We start from the raw sequence: 18,222 nt of genomic DNA, 5'->3' as shown, positions 1-18,222 counted from the left end.
AAGATGGTGGAGGGAGAAGGATTCGAACCTTCGAAGGCAGAGCCGTCAGATTTACAGTCTGATCCCTTTGGCCGCTCGGGAACCCCTCCACGGGGTATTTTCCTGATTTTTACTTACTTGACGCACTTGAATGGTGGAGGGAGAAGGATTCGAACCTTCGAAGGCAGAGCCGTCAGATTTACAGTCTGATCCCTTTGGCCGCTCGGGAACCCCTCCCCAAGTGCGAGGCCGCATACTACCAGATCCGGCAAGGTTGTGAACCCCTTGGCCGCATTCTGACGACAAAAAAGTGTCAAGTGGTCATTTTTTGATATGTTTCGCTCAAAATTCACACTTTTCAATGACTTTTATGTCGCTGCCGAAACGGCGAGGGGACGTAGGGGGGCTGGCTGCCAGGAGCCACGGGGCTCCTGGCGGATCATGGGGAGCTGGCGCTCGCTCAGGCGTCGGCGGGGCGGGCCTGCTGGCAACCCTGCACCGCATGGGCGATGAGTTCGAGGGCGCTCTGCTCGCAGGGGGGCAGCACCTCGTCGCAACTCGCGATCGGGGTGACGCGGTCTCCCCACTTGATGAGGGCGGCGCCCCAGGTCAGCCCGGCCCCGAAGGCGGCGGTCAGCAGGTAGCTGTTCGGCTTGACCCGACCCTGCTCCAGCGCCTCGCACAGGGCGATGGGCACGGTGGCGGCGGAGGTGTTGCCGTACTGCTCTATGTTGACCATCACCTTCTCCATGGGGGCGTTCATCCGCTTGGCCAGGGTCTCGATGATGCGCACGTTCGCCTGGTGCGGCACGATGAGGTCGATCTGCTCGGGGGCGATGCCGGCCTGGGCCAGTACGGTGCCGGTGGCTTCGCCCATGCCGCGCACGGCGCGCTTGAAGATCTCCTGCCCCTCGAAGTTGAAGGTGAAGAGGCCGTCAATGTCGGCGAAACGCACCCGATCCGTACCGAAGTTCGGCACGTGCAGTATCTCCCGCGCTTCGCTGTCACAACCGAGCTTGCTGGCAATCAGGCCGCTCTCCTGCTCGCTCGCCTCGATGATGACGGCGCCGGCGCCATCCCCGAACAGCACGGCGGTGTCGCGCTTGGCCCAGTCCAGCAACTGGGTCAGCCGCTCGGCACCGATCACCAGCACCCTTTGCATCATGCCGGTCTGCACCAGGGAGGTGGCGACCGAGAGGGCATAGACGAAGCCGGTGCAGGCGGCGTTGAGGTCGAACACCGCCGCCTTGTGGGCGCCGAGAGCCTGCTGCACGGCGGAGGCACCATTAGGGACCAGCGTGCCCGGGGTGGCGGTCGCCAGGATGATGCCATCGAGGGCGGCGGCGTCCAGACCTGCGCACGCCAGGGCGCGACGGCCGGCCAGGGTGGCGAGCGCCTGGGTGCTGACATGGGAGACCCGGCGGGCCTTGATGCCGGTGCGCGGGTAGATCCACTCGTCCGAGGTATCCATGATGGTGCCGAGGTCATCGTTGGTCAGCGAGGCGGGGGGCAGGCATTTTCCCCACCCGGTGATAGTGGCGTATGTCATCTTGTCGTCGCTTGTCGTGATGGCCGCTCTGGGGCGGAAAGTGGCGAAATTATGCCGCACGGGGCGTTCACTGTCATCCTGCGGTCCCCCCAGTGTAAGGGGAGTGGCGGGAGCAAGACCGTGATTTTGCTTAAATTTCCGCTTCTCCTTGCCGTAAGATGAAGGCCCGATCCCGGCGACCCCTTCCCGAGGTGACTCCTGTGCACAAAGCGAATCTCAATCTCTTGCCCACCCTCAAGGTGCTGCTGGAGACCCGCAACATCAGCCGGGCGGCGGAGCTGCTGAACCTGAGCCAGCCCTCCATCAGCAAGCAGCTCGGCCAGCTTCGCAGCGAGTTTGGCGACGAGCTGCTGGTGCGGGAAGGGCAGCGCTGGCTGCTGACCCCGCGGGCCGAGGCCCTGGCGGCCCAGCTTGCCGATTCCCTCGGTGCCCTGGAGCGGCTCTACGAGGCGCCGGAATTTGCCCCCGAGCGCTGCGAGCGGGTGTTTCGGCTCGCCTCCTCCGACTACGTGGCCCAGCACATCTTGCCGGACATCTGTGCGGCCCTGGCGAGGGCCGCCCCCCGGGCGGCGCTGGAGTACAGCCTGTGGGACAAGCGCCAGTTGCCCCAGCTCTGGCAATCGGAGCTGGACATGGTCTCCACCATCACGGAGCTGGTGCCGGACCAGATCCGCGGCCTGCATCAGGGGGAGGACAGGCTGGTGGTGCTGATGGGGCGCCATCACCCGCTCTCTGGCATGGCGCTCAGCCTGGAGGATTACCTCGCCTGGCCCCACCTGCAGGTGAGCGGGGGCGGGGACAAGGACAGCCCGGTGGAGCAGGTGCTGGCCCCCCGCGGGCTCTCCCGCCGCTGGTTTGCCCGGGTGCCCTTCTTCCAGGCAGCGGTGGAGGTGCTGCTGCGCACAGACTGTCTGATGACCACCCCGGCCCATATCGCCTGGCAGCTCTCCCGGGAACATGCCCTGAGTTTTTGCGATCTCCCCTTCGCCACCCGTGTCCAGCAGTATCATCTGCTGTGGCACCAGCGCCACCACCTGGATCCGGCTCACCGCTGGTTTCGCGAGCTGGCCTATCCCTTCCTGCGGGATCACCTGCAATTCACCCTGGGGGAGAGTCGCAAGCAGTTGGCCCGAGGGCCGCAGGCGAGCCGCTGATGGCAGCGGGTTGTGCCACTCTATAGCCACTGGCTATGGGCTCTATTCATAACTTTCACTTCTGGCATAGCGAGCCACCCCCTACCCTGATCCCGGGTGACAACAATCGACACGAAGGAAGAGAAGGTATGGAGCTGACGAGTTGGCTGGCGCTGGCCGCCATTTGCGTGATGGGGGCCATCAGCCCGGGGCCGAGCCTGGCACTGATCATCCGCAATACGGTGCAGGGAGGGCAGGGCCACGGGGTCGCCACGGCGCTGGGACACGGCCTGGGAGTCGGCATCTATGCGCTGATCACGGCCCTCGGCCTCGCCATCCTGATCACCCAGACCCCGCTGCTGTTCGATCTCATCCGCTACGGCGGCGCGGCGTTCCTCGCCTGGCTCGGGATCAAGGCGTTGCTGGCCAGGCCCGCAGGGGGTGAGGCAGGCAACGAGGAGGGGCACCCGCCACGGGGACGTCAAGGGGCGTTCGAGGGCTTTATGGTGGCCTTCTTGAACCCCCAGCTCGCCATCTTCTTTATCGCCCTGTTCAGCCAGTTCGTGCACGCCGACACCGGCTGGCGTGAGGGGGGCATCATGATGCTGACCGCAGGCGGCATCGATGCGCTCTGGTATGTGCTGGTGGCCCTGGTGCTCTCTCGCGGGCCCGTACTCGCCTGGCTCAAGGCCAAATCCACCGTGATCGACAAGGTGAGCGGCCTGGTGCTGCTGGGGCTGGCCCTCAAGGTCGTGATCTAGCTCCGCGTCGGGTGCCTGCGTAGTCGGCACTCTCTCAGGGCCGGGGGTTGAGGGCCCGCCAGATGTCCTTGTACCGGGTCAATCCTGCATTCTGCGGTGATCTTAAGCGGGATCAAGGCGGGGGGCGGGGAGTCTGGCTAGAGTGGCGGCCATTTGCAGCCCTTCGAACCGGACGTTATGCGCGATCAGAACCATCACAACCGCCTGGAGTTGCTGGCCCCGGCCAAGAACCTTGCCTATGGCATCGAGGCCATCAACCACGGCGCCGACGCCGTCTACATGGGCGGCCCCGCCTTCGGTGCCCGCAGCGCAGCAGGCAACAGCCTCGAGGACATCGAGGCGCTGGCGCGCCATGCCCACCGCTTCGGCGCCCAGGTCTTCGTCGCCTTCAATACCCTGCTGCACGACCACGAGCTGGAGCAGGCCCGGCGCCTGACCCACCAGATCTACGAGGCAGGGGCCGATGCGCTGATCGTGCAGGACATGGGGCTGCTGGCGCTCGATTTGCCCCCCATCGCGCTGCACGCCAGCACCCAGACCGACAACCGCACCCCGGAAAAGGTAAAGTTTCTGCAGGACGTGGGCTTCTCCCAGGTGGTGCTGGCCCGCGAGCTCTCCCTTGCGCAGATCCGCGAGATAAGCGCCGCCACGAGCGTGCAGCTGGAGTTCTTCATCCACGGTGCCCTGTGCGTCTCCTACAGCGGCCAGTGCAACATCAGCCACGCCCGCACCGGGCGCAGCGCGAACCGCGGCGAGTGCGCCCAGCTCTGTCGACTGCCCTGTTCCCTGCAAACGCTGGCGGGGGAGGTGCTGGTGGAAAACAGCCACCTGCTCTCCTTGAAAGACATGGATCAGACCGACAACCTGGAGGCGCTGATCGCCGCAGGGATCCGCTCCTTCAAGATTGAAGGGCGCCTCAAGGGGCTCGACTACGTCAAGAACGTCACCGCCTGGTATCGCCAGAAGCTGGACTCCATCCTGGCGAGCCGCCCCGATCTGGTGGCCGCTTCCGCCGGTCGTTGCAGCTACACCTTTACGCCGGATCCCAAGAAGAGTTTCAACCGGGGCAGCACCGACTACTTCCTCCATGGCCGACAGCCAGGCATCGACTCGCCGCGCAGCCCGAAATACGTCGGGGAGCCGCTCGGGCGCGTCACCAGCGTGACCCGCGATGGCATCGAGATCGACGGCCAGGCCGTTGCCCTCAACAACGGCGATGGCCTCGGCTTCTTCAAGCCGGGGGGCGAGCTGGTGGGCATGCGCCTCAATAAAGTGGAAGAGAAGGCACAGAGCAAGCGGTTACTCCTGTCGGAACCCATGCCCGGTCTCAAGGTGGGCACCGAGATCTTTCGCAACCACGATCAGGCCTTCAGCAAGCAGCTCGAAAAGGGGAGCGCGGATCGCCGCATCCGGGTCGATATGCGGCTATCGGAGTGCGACGAGGGACTGCGGCTCGAACTTGTGGACGAGCAGGGCATTGGCGCCGCCGTTACGCTCCCCTGCGACCAGCAGCTGGCCGACAACCCGGAACGGGCGCTGCAGCAGGCCAGGGATCAGCTCGGCAAACTCGGCAACACCCTGTTTGTGGCTCGCCAGATTGAGTTGGCAATAACGAGGCCGCTGTTTATTGCGGCTTCACAGCTTAACGGCTTGCGCCGGGACGGCATTGCCGCCCTGGAGGCGGCCCGTCTGGCTGCCTACCGGCGACCCGAGCGGCGCATTCCCCTGCGAGGCGCCGTTTATCCCCAACATCGGCTCTCTTATCTGGGCAACGTGCTGAACAGCGCGGCGGAGCAGTTCTTTCGCGAGCACGGGGTGGGGAGCATCGCCCCCGCGTATGAGGCGAACAAGGAGGAGCGGGAAGTGGTGCTGATGACAACGAAGCACTGCATCCGCTACAGCCAGCAGCTCTGCCCCAAGGAGGTACCCGGTCTCAAGGCCGAGCCCCTGGCGCTCAAGATGGGCAAGGAGAGTTTCCGCCTGCGCTTTGACTGCCACCGCTGCGAGATGCAGGTGATGGGCAGCCTGAAGAGGGGATGATTGCCCGTGTGGGCATGGGGCTGGAGCGGATTTGATGGCAGTATGGGGCGCGGCCTTGTCACGGATATCCCGTGGCGAGCCGCCTTCCCCCAGCCTTCTTCTGACAAAGGATCCGTCATGAACATCCATGCACTGCCGTTTTGCACCACGAACTGGGCCGAGGTCCCGACGACCGAACACAAGGGAGAGCGCGGCGTCGCCCGCTGGCACACCCGGCAGTTCGGGGATCTGCGGGTGCGAATGGTGGAGTACTCCCCCGGGTATCTGGCGGATCACTGGTGCAGCAAGGGCCATGTGCTGCTCTGCCTCGAAGGGGAGCTGCACACCGAGTTGCAGGATGGCCGCGTCTTCACCCTGACGCCGGGCATGAGCTACCAGGTGGCGGACAACGCCGAACCCCATCGCTCCTATAGCGAACTGGGCGCTCGCCTCTTTATCGTCGACTGAGCCGCTCTCTTTCCCGCTTCCCCTTGTACATCAGGAACTTGCCATGCTTGAACTCAGACCCAACTGCGAGTGCTGTGACCGGGATCTGCCCGCCGACACGGCGACGGCCTACATCTGCTCCTTCGAGTGCACCTTCTGCGCCGAGTGCAACGATCAGTATCTGCACCTGACCTGCCCCAACTGTGGCGGCGAGCTGGTCAGGCGCCCGCGCCGCCCGGCGGCCAAGCTGGTGAACAACCCCGCCTCCCTCCAGCGCGTCTTCAATCCGGCCCTGAAAGCGGCGCTGGGCAAGGGGGGCTAGGGCCCTCCCTTCATGGGAAGGGCTGGGCTGGCAACTGGCTCGTCCCTGTGGCTCTTGACCTTCTCCCGGCGGCAACCCCTATCAAGGGGGCTCACACCAAAGGAGCAAAAGATGACGGAGCGATTCGAAGGAGAAGGGGCGAAGGCCTATGACAGCCGCATCCCCCTGCTGGTGCCAGGCTACGAGCTGCTGCACCAGCTTTGTGCCTCCCGGCTGATGGCCGCGCTGGGCCAGCAGGCCCGTGTGCTGCTGGTGGGGGTGGGCACGGGCAGCGAGTTGCTGCTGCTTGGCCGTCTCTGCCCCCGCTGGACCTTTGTGGCCCAGGATATCTCGGCGGACATGCTGGCCCATGCCAGGATGCGGGCCGAGCAGGCGGGCATGGGGGAGAGGGTGTGTTGGCACCTGGGCGCATTGCCTGTGCTGGATAAGCCTTGCGATGGTGCACTCTGTCTGCTGGTGCTGCATTTTCTGGCGCAAGATGCCAAAGCCGCGCTATTGGGTGATATTTATCGCCAGCTCAATCCTGGCGCTCCCCTGCTGCTGGCGGATCTGATGGCGCCCACGGACCCGCTTGAGCGCAAGGCGATGGGGTTGCAAGCCGCCCTCGCCGGTTTGCCGCTTCCTGCCTGCGAGCAGATGGTGCGCCGCCTCGGGGAGGATTTCACCTCCCTGGACGAGGGACAGACCCGGCGCCTCTTGCAAGGGGCCGGTTTCGCGGCGGCGCACCGCTTCTTTCAGGCGCTGGGGTTTCACGGCTGGCTGGCGCAGCGGCAGTGAGCCCTGGCCGGGCTGCGCCGGATCAACGAGAGGCCCTCTCCAGCGTCAGCAGTGCCTGCTTGATGGGCAGGCCTCCCGCATAGCCGGTGAGGCTGCCATTCTGGCCGATCACCCGGTGGCAGGGGATGATGATGGAGAGCGGATTGCGACCGTTCGCGGCACCCACCGCCCGCACCGCGTTTGGCTTGCCGATGGCGCGGGCGATGTCGCCGTAGCTGCGGGTCTCCCCGTAGGGGATGTCGCACAGCGCCTGCCACACCGCTTGCTGAAACGCCGTGCCCCTGGGGGCGAGCGGCAGGGTGAAGCGCTGCAACCGGCCCGCGAAGTAGTCCCGAAACTCGGCGAGGAAGGGGGCGAGCGCCTCGCCGTCCTGCCGCCAGTCGCTCATGTCGGGCAGTGGCCGCAGCCCGGCCAGGAAGTCCACGTGCACCAGACCGCGCTCGTCGATGGCGACCAGCAGTTCGCCCTGGTCGGTGGGCATCATGTCATAGCGGATCATGGGCTCTTCTCCTCGTCTTGTGTCTGTGTTGGCCGGGTGAGCAGCGCCGGTTGTTCACTCATGGCGTGCCACAGCCAGCTCGCGGCGTAGGCGCGCCACGGCTGCCAGGGGGCGCTGCGCGCTGTCACCTCTTTCATCGGCAGCTTGTCACCGCCCCCCAGCGCCTTTTGCAGCACGAGATCCGAGGCGGGGAAGGCGTCCGTGTCGAGCCCGCAGCGCAGCCGCCAGTAAGCGACAGTCCAGGGGCCTATGCCCGGCAGCGCGAGCAGTTGCTCGTCGCTCGCGCTGCCCAGGGTGAGTGCGCCGCTTGCGAGCGCCGAGGCAAGCCCTTGCAGCGTGCGGATGCGGCTGCCCGGCATGCCGATGCCGTCGAGATCCAGCTCGCACAGCTGGGTCGGGGTGGGCAGCTGCGCGGTGCCGAACTGAGCCTGGGTGCGCGCCACCAGGCGCCCCATGATGGTGATGGCACCCTTGACCGACACCTGCTGGCCGACGATGGCGCGCAGCATCACCTCGTATTCATCCCACCCCCCCGGCAGCCGCACCCCGGGCCATCGTCCCTGGATGCCGGCGAGCAGCGGATCCTGCCCCAGGTGTTCGCCGATGCGGCTCATGTCGGCGTCGAGATCCCACATGCGGCGCACGCGGTACAGTATGTCCGGCAGCGCACTCGGCGGCAGATCCCGCACCGTGAGTCTGAGCCTCTCCCCCTCGACGGGCTCGATGCGGATGAGCCCCTCCTGCTCGCCGACCCGGTGACGGCGCTCGTAACCGTGCTCATCCACCCGCTCCAGCCCCGGAATGGCGCGCAACCGGTAGAACGCGAGCATGGCCTGGACGTCGAACGGCGGGCGATACAGCAGGTGCAGTTGCAGGCTCGATTGCGGCGCCGCCTCGCCAGTCCCCCCTTCCTGCTTGCGCAGGGCGCCCGGTGTCATGCCATACGCCTGCAGCCAGGCGTCGTTGAAGCGACGAATGCTCGCAAAGCCTGCGGCAAACGCCACGTCCGTGATGGGCAGGCGCGTCTCCGTCAGCAGCCGTTTCGCAAGCAGCAGGCGGCGCGTCTGCTCCACCTGTTTCGGCGAGGCGCCGAGGTGTTGCTCGAACTGGCGCCTCAGGGTGCGCTCCGTGATCCCGGCCTGCGTTGCAAGGGAGCCCAGGCTGTGCTCCGCCAGCTCGCCGCGCTCGATGCGCGCCAGCACCTGGGCGACGAGCGGTGGCAGATCGCCGCTCTGGGCCGGTGCGAGCTCGGGGCGACAGCGCAGGCAGGGGCGCAGCCCGTGCTGCTCCGCCGCCGCCGCGAAGCGAAAATAGCGCACATTGTGCTCGTGCGGTGCCCGCGCCGGACACACGGGGCGGCAATAGATGCCGGTGGAGAGCACCCCGGTGAAGAAGCGACCATCGAAACGCGCGTCTCGCGCGAGGCGTGCGGCGTGGCACTGCTCCCGGGTGAGACCCGGGATGATCTCGTCTCGTTGGGATGAATGCGGGGGCTCTGTGGTCATGGCATGGCTCGGGTTGCTGTGGGCATGTCCCAGAGACTAAGCGGGGGCGAGAGGGGTGACTAGCCAAAAACGGACAGGGATAGCAAAAATAGTGCGATCCGAGGAATCCCAGTCCTCCCTTTGTAAGGTTAGGGGGGCAGGACCCCACCCTAACCCTCCCCTTCGTAAGGGGAGGGGACAAACAGCTCCCCTCTGTGAACGGGGGCGGGGTTAGCTCCTCCCCCTTGTGAAGGGGGAGGCTGGGAGGGGGGTCAACCTCGCTTATTTCAGATAGCGTTGTTCGAGGTGTTTGCGCAGCCACTGGGGATTGAGTGCCTCACCGGTCGCGCGGCGAATGAGCTCGTCCGTGCCGTGCAGGCTGCCCTGGGACCAGATATGGCGACCGAGCCAGCCAAAGATCTCCGGCAGGCGGCCGGACTCTACGAGCGTGCCCATGTCGCCGAGCTCACGCTCGAGTGCGAAGCGCAGCTGCGCCGCGTACATGGCGCCGAGCGTGTAGCTCGGGAAGTAGCCAAACGAGCCGTCCGTCCAGTGGATGTCCTGCATGCAGCCGTTCTGGTAGTTGCCCTTCGTGGACAAGCCGAGCCACTGCTGCATCTTCGCGTCCCACAGCTCGGGGATGTCCGCGACCTCGATGCGCCCTTCCATCAAGTCCCGCTCCAGCTCGTAGCGCAGGATGACGTGGGCCGGGTAGGTGACTTCGTCCGCATCGACGCGGATAAAGCCGGGCTCGACCCTGTTGTACAGCTTCTCGAGGTTCGCGGGTGCGAGCGCATCCTCTGCCCCGAAGTGCGCGCGAATGCGCGGCGCAATCAGCGTGAGGAACGCGGGGTGATGGCCGAGTTGCATCTCGCAGAACAGGCTCTGGCTCTCGTGAATGCCCATGGAGCGCGCCTCGGCCACCGGCTGGCCGAGCAGTGCGCGCGGCAGGCCCTGCTCGTAGCGTGCGTGGCCCGTCTCGTGGACGATGCCCATCAGGCTGGAGACGAACTCCTGCTCGTTGTAGCGCGTGGTGATGCGCACGTCCGTCGGCACGCCGCCGCAGAACGGGTGGCTGCTCACGTCGAGCCTGCCGTGCGCAAAATCAAAGCCGAGCAGCCCCATCACCTCCTGGCCGAGCGCCTGCTGCGTCGCAACCGGGAACGGGCCTTGCGGGGTGAGGAGGGTGTCGCTCTTCTGCCGCTCGCTCACGGTCTGGATGAGGCCGGGCAACCAGCTCGTCAGATCGCCGAAGATCTGATCCAGCCTCGCGCTCGTCATGCCGGGCTCGTACAGCGCCAGCATGGCGTCATAGGGGCGCACCCCGAGCGCGTCGGCGCGCAAGGTCGCCACCTCCCGCGACAGGCGCACCACCTCCTCGAGGTTCGGGGCAAAACCTGCCCAGTCGTTCTCCTTGCGCTGGCGACGCCAGGCGTGCTCGCATTTGCTGCCGGCGAGCGACAGCGCCTCCACCAGCGCCCCCGGCAGCAGGCTTGCATCCTGCCACTGGCGCTTGATCTCCCGCAGGTTCGCACGCTGGTGCTCGTCCAGCGGTTCGCTCTCTGCCTTGGCTATCCACTCCCCAAGCTCGGGGGCGGTGCGCTTGCCGTGGATCAGCACGCCGAGCTCCGCCATCGCCTCGGCGCGGGCCTCGTTGCCTCCCTCCGGCATCATGGCGGCCTGATCCCAGCCGCAGATGGCGGAGAGGTGGGAGAGGCGGTGCAGTTGTTGCTGATGTTGTTCGAGTTTCTGGTATGACATGGGATTGTCCTTGTTATCGTCCCTGATGGTATGCACCCCGTACCTGGCATGATCGGGGCCGCCCGATGCTAGCACTGCCATCCACCCTGGTGCCACCCTCAGGCAGTCAGCCGAGGCGCTTCTGGTGCCGTTCGCGGTTTTCCGCCTTCTTGCGCTCGCTCTTGCGCAGCAATACGTAGAGCGCACCGCTGCCGCCGTGGCGGCGCTCGGCGCTGTGCATGGCCATCACCGAAGGCAACTGTGGCAGCCAGGCGCTGACATGGCTCTTGAGCAGGGCACGCGGGGTGCTGCGCTCCCCCTTGCCGTGCAGGATCAGCAGGCAGCGGATATCCCGCACTTCGCATTCGGCAATGAACTGCACCAGGGCGATACGGGCCTCGTTGAGCGTTTTGTGGTGCAGGTCGAGGGAGCCTTGCAGCTCGTATTTGCCAAGGCGCAGCTTCTTGTAGACTCCCTCCTGCACGCCGTCACGCTTGAAGCCGACGATGGCGTGGGGGTCCAGCATCTCGACTGCTTCCGTGCCGAGGTGATCCAGGGTGAGTTGTTCGGCGGTGGCGGCTTCCCGGCGCGCGAGTTGCGCCTCGGTGGGCTGGCTGTTGCCCGCAACGGGGGCGATATGGTCGCTGCGAAGGGGCCGCACGTCGGCCACTTCCTGCAGGAACAGTGAGAGTTCGTCGTTATGAGACACGGCAGGCTCCCCGCATGAAAATGAGGGAGCCAGTATAGCGGGCCTTGGTGGGCCTTAGAATGGCAACGCTCGCGGGCCCCGGCCCTGCCGGGGAGGGCGGTCTGAGCGAGCCTGGTTATTGCCCCTCTTTGGGCGGCTCTGCGTGCATCACCTTGTAGATGAAATAGACCGCATAGGCGCTGATGAGCAGGAAGGTGCCGAAAATCACCAGCATGGACATCAGCCCCACGCTGTTGCCGAACATCAGGTTCATCCAGAATTCCATCTCGTTCACTCCTGTCACTGGGCGGTGACAGGCATGATAGATACCTCTTCAGGAGGGAGGGGATGATCTCGATCAACTCCCTCTCTGGTTATTTAATCGGCAGCAAATTCTGTGAGCCGACACGCATCCGGCGCGTCAGGTCGCCGGACTGGACGCTACTTTGCTTTCTCCAGGGTCGGTTCGGTGAGGGGCGTGATGCGCCAGCCCTGCTGCTCCAGCAGGGCGAGCAGCCCATGCTCGCCGTAAAGATGCAGGGCCCCTACCACGATAAAGCTCTCGTTCGGCAGGCTGGGCCACTTCTTGACCCAGTTGCGGTTGCGCTCTGCCAGCAGGGTCTGTTCCAGCCAGGCTTGCAGCTTGGGCGGCGCCATCTCCTCCCTGAGCAGATTGATGAGGGTGGCCTCGTCCCCGTTCTGCCAGGCGGTCATCACGGCGTCGAACCCCTGCTGGATGTCGGGCAGCTCGTCCAGGGTGCTCTCCAGCATCAGGGTCTGGTTGTCGCCGACGCTCGCGAGATAGCCGAGCTGCTCCAGCAGGGTCTCCAGCCCGACGATGGGTTTGCCGCCGTCGTTCGCCCGCTTGGCGAAGTGCTGGTCGACACCGTATTCACCGCGATAGCCGGTGCGCTCCAGGGCCGCCTGGGTCAGGGTAATGGCCGCAAACCAGGGACGCAGCGGGGCCAGCATGCTCTCGTTCAGACCGTTCTGGCCCGCGGCGATGAGGGTGCGACGGTAGAGGTCGATGGGCAGGTGATCCTTGAGGGTCTTGCCGTCGACGAGCCGGGTGATGGCGCCCATCTCCTGCCACTGCTCCTGGCTGATGTGGGTCATATCCACCTCCATCACCAGGGCGCGGCTCTGCTGCCAGGCGCGCTCCACCGGGTCCGGCAGGGGATAGAGAGAGGGTTTGCCCGCATGGATGGACCCCAGCAGCCAGTGCTGTTCGTTGCCCTTGTTGATGCGGTAGAAGGCCGGATCGGCCATGGCATGGAGCGGCAGCAGCAGGCAGAGCAGGAAGGAGAGCAGCGTGGGATGGAATCTCATGAGGCACCTTATGTGAGCTGGATGAGTGCTCTATGATAAGTCCTCATTTGTCACAGCCAAGAGGTTTCCCATGCCCCACCTTCGTTTTCGGGCAGTTTCTGTCGACACCCTGCAGCGGATAAGCGCCCCCCTGATGACGGATCTCTGCGCCCTGACCGGTGGCAAGCCGGAGTTCGTCACCCTGGAGTGCGTGCCGAGCCAGTGGGTACGAGATGGCCAGCCCGAAGCCGGTTTCCCCTTCGTGGAGCTGGTCTGGTTCGAGCGACCGCAGGAGATGCAGGATGCCGCCGCCGCCCTCATCACCCGCCACCTGAAAGGGGTGCTGGGGGAGCAGACCTATGTGGTGGTGCAGGTGCTGCCCATCGTCAAGAGTCACTACTACAGCAACGGCCAGCACTATTGAGATTGAGCGGGTATCGTTGCTAAGACAGGTGCATGTCAAGAGGAGGCCCGCCGAGGGCCCCTGCCGTCCGGGCTCCCTTTATCAGGCGGATTTGATCAGCAGCTTGTCAAGCCAGCGGCTTGGCAGCAGGCGGCGCAGCACGGTAAACAATTTGGTCGGGAAGGTGACCGGGTAGCGGTGCCTGGGACGCTTGCTCGTGAGCGCATGCAGTAACGGCGGGATGCAGGCCTCGCTTGGCAGGGTAAAGCCCCGGGCACCCCCTTCACGCTCCAGCCTGGCCAGCGTCTGGGCATAGGCGTCCTGATGGCGGCTCGCGCTCGGGTCTATGTGGCGCAGGAAGGCCTCCCGGGCATTGGCGCGAAACCGGGTGTCGATGGGGCCGGGTTCGATCAGGCTGACGTGCACGCCGCTGCCCGCGAGTTCCAGGCGCAGGGTATCGGTATAGCCTTCCAGCGCGAACTTGCTGGCGTTGTAGGCGCCACGATACTTCATGGCCACCAGGCCAAGCACCGAGCTGTTCTGTACGATGCGCCCCTCGCCTGCCGCCAGCATGGGGGGCAATATCTGGCGAATGAGGTGATGCCAGCCAAAGAGGTTGGTCTCGAACTGCTCGCGCAGCGCCTCGGTGGGCAGATCTTCCAGCGCACCGGGCTGGCCGTAGGCGCCGTTGTTGAAGAGGCCGTAGAGGCGCCCTTCTGCCAGGGCCAGCGCCTCTGCCGCCCCTCGCTCTATGCTGGCGCTGTCCGCCAGATCCAGTTGCACCGCCAACAGACCCTGCTGCTGCAGCAGGGCCACATCCTCGCCCTTGCGGGCGGAAGCGATGACGGTGAAGCCCCGGGCGCCGAGCTTTCTTGCGGCGGCGAGGCCGATGCCGCTGGAGCAGCCGGTGACGAGCACGAAGGGATGGGGCATGAGCATGGTCCTGATTGACGGCCGGCAGGTGGCCCGAAGCTGGCATGGTAGCGTGGTGCCACCAAAAACAAAACCGGGCCAGAGGCCCGGTTTTCGGTCACGTCAGATGCCTGATTACATGATGGTGAACGGCATGATGATGTGGAACTTGACGTCATGCTCGGAGCTGAACATGTTCGGGTAGTACCAGCTGCCCTTGTCGTCCTGTTCGTTGTTGTAGTCGGTGTAGTGCAGCTTGAACAGGGTGCCCTTCAGCTTGCCGTCCTGCACTGTGTACATGACGTCGAAGTTGGCTGCCCACTCTTTGCCGCCTTCCAGGGACTTGTCGCCGTTGTTGGCATCCCAGCCGTAGGCACCGGAGACACCCACGCCCCAGCCCGGTGCACCCACCAGATCATCCAGGGAACGAGTCACGCCGAAGAACAGGGCTTTCTCGTCGTTGTGGTTCCAGTCGGAGCGGGAATCCCACCAGATTTCGTTCGCGCCCTGGGAGTTGCCGTAGCCGCGGGTCAGACGGGGCAGGTAGTTGCCCAGATCCCCTTCAGCCTTGGTCCACAGGCCTTCCAGACGGAAGCCATAGGGGCCGGCTGCCCAGCTGGCGGTCAGGGCTTGTTGCCAGGCCAGGCTGTCATAGTCGCTGTTCTCGGTGTCGGAACCGTAGAACTGGTAGCTGGTGTTCAGGCCACCCAGTACGTCGAACTTGTGGGCCAGCTTGAAGTGGTAGCTGTCCATGTAGCCTTCGGACTGACCGAAGCCGGCGGTGACGGCAGTGCCGTTCTCGAAGGTGTAGCGAGCGGCCAGACCGTGGATGTAGTCGATCTTGTTCGCATCGGTGAAGGGATCGCTGGCATAGGGGCTGCTCTTGGAGAAGCCGGTGGTGTTCTTGAACCAGGGAGCTTTGTACTCGTCGGCGATGGCGTAGGTCAGGTAGAGGCCGCCGAAGGTGCCTTCGATCTGGCCACCACGGTAGGTACCGGGTTGATAGGACCAGTTGACGCCGAGGATGCCGGGTACATAGAGCTGGGTGTAACCACCCTTGGCGGTGACGGCGTCACCGAACTTGAATTTCAGGGCGGCGTTGGAGAGGCTGAAGCCGTTCTCGGGAACGCCGTCACCACCTGAACCCCACTTGTCGCCCCAGAAGGAGAACTCGTTCTCTTCGTTGACGCCATTGCTCTCGTCAACGGCCAGATCGTAGGCACCGAAGCCGCCCACGTCGACGCCGACCACACCCCATGCATAGCCGGAGTTGAAGTTCAGGGCTGCCTGGGTGGTGGCATGGCTCAGGTTGGAGTGGTATTTGCCATCCTGACCCGGACCGGCCTGGACGCGATCACGCTCACGCTGGAAGTAGAACAGGCCACCGGTGAGCTTGCCTTCGTCGATGAAGGCGCTGTAGGACTTGCCGTATTCCGGGCTCATCATGTCTTGAGCGGCGAACGCCATGCCGGGGGCGACCAGTGCCGCGACCACGGCAGCACTCAACGCGGCGCGCTTGAAGATCACTTTTTCCATTTGTTATTGCTCCTGATTTTATGGACTTAGCTTTTTTATCCGGCAGCCGGGTAGGCACCCGCCGCTCGGTATTGGCATTGCAATCAACACCCCGAAGGGCAAAAAAATGGTTCTCTGTCGTGCCCTTGTGCCTGATGCCTTGGCGCATCGGTCGGGGCTATCTGCATCGTTACAGTCGTTATTTTTTGGCTGTCGATCCTTGGCGATCTGACATCACCAAGAGTACGTTCGCGGTGCGAAATATCAATGTAAAGTTCCCGGCAAGTTTCAAAAATATGACCGAGTGCAAATAATCATGATTCTTGGTGTGGGCACTCCCAGGCCACTCATGTCGGCAATGACAACGCTTTCATGGTGATTTCACCGTTCTCCTGCGCAGATCTTGCCGTCAAGGCAGAACTTTCTTTGTTAACCCGGTGGCAACATATAATTTTGTATCACAAAAAAAGATGGGCCCGGCCGGATGCCCACTGTCGTGAGCGTGAGCCGTCGCCCCGACAGACAGGGGGACCAGAGATGTGAAAGGGGTGAGGGAGCCTGTGACTGAATGGATGAGGCAACCCGTCATCGCCCGTGAAGACGTGACGGGAGTATCAGGGGAAGGGTTGCGGCAAGGCCGTACTGCGGGCAGGTAGACAGGGAACGCGCCCCGGGTCTGGTGCGTTCCAGGCCCGGGGGTTATCAGCTCTGGCTCAGGATCCGGGGGATCTGCTGGGCCTGGTGGTGGATGTGCTCCGAGACCTGTACCGAGAGGCGGCTGCCCTGGCGGGCGTGCTGGCTGATGCGACCGATGAGGGCGGCGAAGCTCGCCAGCCTGTGCTCCTGACTCTTGGCATTGTCGGCCCCTTGCAGGGCGATGACGGCGGTGCTGCGCGCCATCTCCCGCACCGTCAGGGTGGTCTGGCGCAGCTGCTCCGCCTGCTGGCGCTGCTCGGCGGCCTCTGCGGTGATGCGGGCCAGCACGGTGGCGAGCTGATCCCCCGCCTGGGTGAGGCTGGCCAGGATCTCGGTGATCTGGCCGAGGGAGCGCTGGGTGTCGGCGGAGAGGTGGCGCACCTCGTCGGCTACCACCGCGAAGCCGCGTCCCTGCTCCCCGGCCCTGGCCGCCTCGATGGCGGCGTTGAGGGCCAGCAGGTTGGTCTGCTGGGAGATATGGCCGATGACGTCGACGATGGCAGTCACGTCCTCCACCGAGCGGGTCAGCTGGGCCAGGGCGCCGCTGCTCTCGTCGATGGCGAGCCCGGTCTGGGCGGTAGCCGTCAGCATGCCCCCTACCAGCCGCTCGCTCTGGCTCATGGAGTGTTCATTGTGCTGGGCGTGCTGGGCGATTTCGGCGGCGACCTGGTGCACCTCGCTGGCGAGCTGGTTGAGCTCCTGCATCATGGTGTCGCTCTCATCCACCGCCTGCTCCGTGGTGCGGGTGCTGTGATGGATCTCCTGCACCTGCTCCACCATCTCCTGCAGGCTGGAAGAGACGCTGGAGAGCTGCCCCGCCTTCTGCTGCTGATCCTGTTGCAGGCGCTGTATCAGGCGGTTGTAGCTCGCGACGATGTCCGCCAGTTCGTTGCGCTCGCGCCCCGGGGTCAGGAGCTGGGCCTGACCCGTGGCGTCGAGCTGCAGGAAGGCTGCCCGCAGTTGCAGCAGGGGCCTGACCAGCCAGCGACGCTGCACCAGGGCGAACAGCAGGGCCACCACGACCAGGCAGAGCGCCAGCATGCCGAGCACGGTGGCCAGCTCCCGGTTCATGGTCTGACGGGCGGCGGCGAGTTGCTCACCCAATTGCTCCCCCGCTTGCAGCAGCTGGGTGATGTCCTGCTGCACCATCTGACGAGCAGCCTGCTGCTGTTGCAGCGCCTTGCGGCTGTTTTCCAGCTCCTGGGGATAGCGCTTGAGCAGGGAGGTCAGCTCGGCTTTGGGCTGATCCCCGAGCTCCTTGCGTATCGGCTCTCCCAGGGTGAATTCGTCGGCCGGTGCCTCCTCGAAAAGTGCCAGGCTCGGCAGGGCGGCCAGGGAGTCGGCCTGCTTTTGCAGGGCAGCCAGCTCGAATTGCAGCCCTTCGAGACGCTTGGCACTCGCCTGCTCCATGTAGTTCTGGCGCTGGTGGGCGAGGGAGGGGAGGGCGGTCAGGATGTCGGCCGCCCCCTGGCGATACTGCTCGGCAAGGGCCGGATCCCGCCCGGCGGCTGCTCCCTGCTGGCCGTAACGGAGCAAGGCTTTGGCCTGGGTGGTCAACTCGTTCTCGGCATTTTGCAGCAACCACTGGCTGTTGCCGGAGAGCTTGCCCGCCGCCAGATAGTCGCCGTCAATGCGGGTTTTCATCTGCTCAAGCCGGGCGTTTAGCGGCTGGGTCTGGGGATCCTCCAGGCGGGACAACAGCGCCAGCGCCTGCTGGCGCACTCCCTGGGCCTGGGCCAGCAGCAGGGGATCCCCGCTGCCGAGATAGTCGCGAAGCGCCCCCTGCAGCGGACCGCTCAGTTGCTGTTGCAGGCGCTCCTGCAGACGCTGGGCCTGGGCCGAGTGGTTGAATTGTTGCCAGCCATGATAGAGCGCGGTGGCCTGGACACCGGCCACCAGCAGCAAGACGAGGGAAGAGAGGGAGGCAAAATGGGCAATTTTCACATCAGATTCCTGCTTGAATCACGCAATGGGCGCGAGCTTAATCAGG

General features: G+C 64.9%; 17 protein-coding genes and 2 tRNA genes. 7 read left to right on the top strand and 12 right to left on the bottom strand.

The genetic code is table 11. The features are described from left to right. Positions 1-4 precede the first annotated feature (4 nt). The 3 genes from AB5Y50_RS08295 to AB5Y50_RS08285 all read right to left on the bottom strand — a co-directional run bounded on the left by AB5Y50_RS08295 (position 5) and on the right by AB5Y50_RS08285 (position 1,528). Positions 5-89 (bottom strand) — tRNA-Tyr (locus tag AB5Y50_RS08295). A gap of 42 nt (positions 90-131) precedes the next feature. Further along, positions 132-216, bottom strand: a tRNA-Tyr gene (locus AB5Y50_RS08290). Between the two features lie 223 nt (positions 217-439). Continuing rightward, positions 440-1,528 carry a ketoacyl-ACP synthase III gene (locus AB5Y50_RS08285; protein WP_010673276.1) on the bottom strand — a complete coding sequence of 363 codons (1,089 nt, stop codon included), beginning with the start codon at positions 1,526-1,528 and terminating at the stop codon, positions 440-442. 200 nt (positions 1,529-1,728) lie between these two features. Between AB5Y50_RS08285 and AB5Y50_RS08280 the strand changes: the two genes are divergently transcribed. From AB5Y50_RS08280 to AB5Y50_RS08255, 6 genes are all read left to right on the top strand, one after another. Then, a complete protein-coding gene (locus AB5Y50_RS08280; protein ID WP_010673277.1) occupies positions 1,729-2,682 on the top strand; it encodes a LysR family transcriptional regulator in 954 nt (317 codons plus the stop codon). 128 nt (positions 2,683-2,810) lie between these two features. Beyond that, complete coding sequence (locus tag AB5Y50_RS08275) at positions 2,811-3,422, top strand: LysE family translocator (protein ID WP_010673278.1); 612 nt, start codon at positions 2,811-2,813, stop codon at positions 3,420-3,422. Positions 3,423-3,599: 177 nt separating this feature from the next. Next, positions 3,600-5,462, top strand: coding sequence for a U32 family peptidase (locus tag AB5Y50_RS08270; RefSeq protein WP_029313887.1), 1,863 nt, complete (start codon positions 3,600-3,602; stop codon positions 5,460-5,462). A gap of 117 nt (positions 5,463-5,579) precedes the next feature. Further along, positions 5,580-5,909 carry a DHCW motif cupin fold protein gene (locus AB5Y50_RS08265; protein ID WP_010673280.1) on the top strand — a complete coding sequence of 110 codons (330 nt, stop codon included), beginning with the start codon at positions 5,580-5,582 and terminating at the stop codon, positions 5,907-5,909. Between the two features lie 43 nt (positions 5,910-5,952). Next, positions 5,953-6,210: a DUF1272 domain-containing protein gene (locus AB5Y50_RS08260; protein WP_010673281.1), complete on the top strand. Its 258-nt coding sequence runs from the start codon at positions 5,953-5,955 to the stop codon at positions 6,208-6,210. A gap of 111 nt (positions 6,211-6,321) precedes the next feature. After that, positions 6,322-6,987 (top strand): class I SAM-dependent methyltransferase, encoded by a 666-nt coding sequence (locus AB5Y50_RS08255; protein WP_010673282.1) that lies wholly within the window; start codon positions 6,322-6,324, stop codon positions 6,985-6,987. A 22-nt stretch (positions 6,988-7,009) separates the two neighbouring features. Here the strand turns inward: AB5Y50_RS08255 and AB5Y50_RS08250 are convergent, their stop codons facing one another. From AB5Y50_RS08250 to AB5Y50_RS08225, 6 genes are all read right to left on the bottom strand, one after another. Continuing rightward, positions 7,010-7,486 (bottom strand): methylated-DNA--[protein]-cysteine S-methyltransferase, encoded by a 477-nt coding sequence (locus AB5Y50_RS08250; RefSeq protein WP_010673283.1) that lies wholly within the window; start codon positions 7,484-7,486, stop codon positions 7,010-7,012. After that, a complete protein-coding gene (locus AB5Y50_RS08245; RefSeq protein WP_010673284.1) occupies positions 7,483-8,991 on the bottom strand; it encodes a DNA-3-methyladenine glycosylase 2 in 1,509 nt (502 codons plus the stop codon). The genes AB5Y50_RS08250 and AB5Y50_RS08245 overlap by 4 nt, the downstream gene beginning before the upstream one ends. Positions 8,992-9,252: 261 nt before the next feature. After that, positions 9,253-10,731, bottom strand: coding sequence for a carboxypeptidase M32 (locus tag AB5Y50_RS08240; protein ID WP_010673285.1), 1,479 nt, complete (start codon positions 10,729-10,731; stop codon positions 9,253-9,255). A gap of 106 nt (positions 10,732-10,837) precedes the next feature. Then, a complete protein-coding gene (smrA, locus tag AB5Y50_RS08235) occupies positions 10,838-11,419 on the bottom strand; it encodes a DNA endonuclease SmrA (protein WP_010673286.1) in 582 nt (193 codons plus the stop codon). Positions 11,420-11,534: 115 nt separating this feature from the next. After that, the gene (locus AB5Y50_RS08230) at positions 11,535-11,684 is read right to left on the bottom strand and encodes a DUF3149 domain-containing protein (protein ID WP_010673287.1); all 150 of its coding nucleotides are present in this window, start codon (positions 11,682-11,684) and stop codon (positions 11,535-11,537) included. A gap of 155 nt (positions 11,685-11,839) precedes the next feature. Then, a complete protein-coding gene (locus tag AB5Y50_RS08225) occupies positions 11,840-12,727 on the bottom strand; it encodes a TraB/GumN family protein (RefSeq protein ID WP_041214639.1) in 888 nt (295 codons plus the stop codon). 70 nt (positions 12,728-12,797) lie between these two features. On the opposite strand from AB5Y50_RS08225, the gene AB5Y50_RS08220 reads away from it, so the two are divergent. Further along, positions 12,798-13,130, top strand: a complete 333-nt coding sequence (locus tag AB5Y50_RS08220; protein ID WP_010673289.1) for a DUF1904 family protein — start codon at positions 12,798-12,800, stop codon at positions 13,128-13,130. A gap of 81 nt (positions 13,131-13,211) precedes the next feature. Here the strand turns inward: AB5Y50_RS08220 and AB5Y50_RS08215 are convergent, their stop codons facing one another. From AB5Y50_RS08215 to AB5Y50_RS08205, 3 genes are all read right to left on the bottom strand, one after another. Further along, entirely contained in the window at positions 13,212-14,042 is an 831-nt protein-coding gene (locus AB5Y50_RS08215; RefSeq protein WP_010673290.1) for an SDR family oxidoreductase, read from the bottom strand. Between the two features lie 114 nt (positions 14,043-14,156). Next, positions 14,157-15,557, bottom strand: coding sequence for an OprD family outer membrane porin (locus AB5Y50_RS08210; RefSeq protein WP_368162616.1), 1,401 nt, complete (start codon positions 15,555-15,557; stop codon positions 14,157-14,159). A gap of 681 nt (positions 15,558-16,238) precedes the next feature. Beyond that, the gene (locus tag AB5Y50_RS08205) at positions 16,239-18,176 is read right to left on the bottom strand and encodes a methyl-accepting chemotaxis protein (RefSeq protein ID WP_010673292.1); all 1,938 of its coding nucleotides are present in this window, start codon (positions 18,174-18,176) and stop codon (positions 16,239-16,241) included. Positions 18,177-18,222: the final 46 nt, after the last annotated feature.

It is taken from the genome of Aeromonas sp. s6, from assembly GCF_040907815.1.
Taxonomy (GTDB): domain Bacteria; phylum Pseudomonadota; class Gammaproteobacteria; order Enterobacterales; family Aeromonadaceae; genus Aeromonas; species Aeromonas caviae.
This window is presented reverse-complemented; position numbering and strand designations above follow the sequence as displayed.